The following is a 1,065-nucleotide window of genomic DNA, read 5'->3' as shown; positions in this document are numbered from 1 at the left end:
GATTTCCGCGCCTATGACCAGATTGATGGTGCGCCGGAAGAGAAAGCGCGCGGGATCACGATTTCGACCGCGCATGTGGAATATGAAACCGAGACGCGCCATTATGCGCATGTCGATTGCCCCGGCCACGCGGACTATGTGAAAAACATGATCACCGGTGCTGCGCAGATGGACGGCGCCATTCTGGTGGTGAACGCCGCTGACGGCCCCATGCCGCAAACGCGCGAACACATCCTGCTGGGCCGTCAGGTCGGCATTCCGTTCATGGTTGTTTACATGAACAAGGTCGATCAGGTCGATGATGAGGAATTGCTGGAACTGGTGGAAATGGAAATCCGCGAGTTGCTGACCTCCTACGACTATCCCGGCGATGATATTCCCATCATCAAAGGTTCGGCGCTGGCCGCGATGGAAGGCCGTGATCCCGAGATTGGCGAGAATTCGATCCGTGAATTGCTGGCCGCTGTGGACAGCTACATCCCCACGCCCGAGCGTGCGGTGGACCAGCCCTTCCTGATGCCCATCGAGGACGTGTTCTCGATTTCGGGTCGCGGCACAGTTGTGACCGGCCGTGTGGAACGTGGTGTGATCAATGTTGGCGACAGCATCGAAATCGTGGGGATCCGCGACACCAAGACCACGACCTGCACAGGTGTGGAAATGTTCCGCAAGCTGCTGGATCGCGGGGAAGCGGGCGACAATATCGGTGCGCTGCTGCGCGGTATTGGCCGCGAGGATGTGGAGCGTGGTCAGGTTCTGTGCAAACCGAAATCGGTTCAGCCGCACACCAAGTTCGAAGCAGAAGCCTATATCCTGACCAAGGAAGAAGGCGGCCGCCACACCCCGTTTTTTGCGAATTACCGTCCGCAATTCTACTTCCGCACCACCGATGTGACCGGCATGGTCCAGCTGCCTGAAGGCACTGAAATGGTGATGCCGGGCGACAACCTGAAATTCGTTGTCGAACTGATCGCCCCCATCGCGATGGAAGAAAAACTGCGCTTCGCCATCCGCGAAGGCGGCCGCACCGTCGGCGCTGGCGTCGTGGCAAAAATCATCGAGTAA

At 58.3% G+C, this 1,065-nt stretch carries 1 protein-coding gene; it reads left to right on the top strand.

Translation table 11 applies throughout. The features are described from left to right. Nucleotides 1-1,065 (top strand): elongation factor Tu (gene tuf / locus ACTZWY_RS19765; protein WP_444792414.1); only part of this gene is annotated, 1,065 nt, incomplete at its 5' end.

This window comes from Roseinatronobacter sp. NSM, assembly GCF_052379845.1.
Taxonomy (GTDB): Bacteria; Pseudomonadota; Alphaproteobacteria; order Rhodobacterales; family Rhodobacteraceae; genus Roseinatronobacter.
Note: the sequence above shows the minus strand (reverse complement) of the source record. Positions and strands in the feature narration are given on the sequence as shown.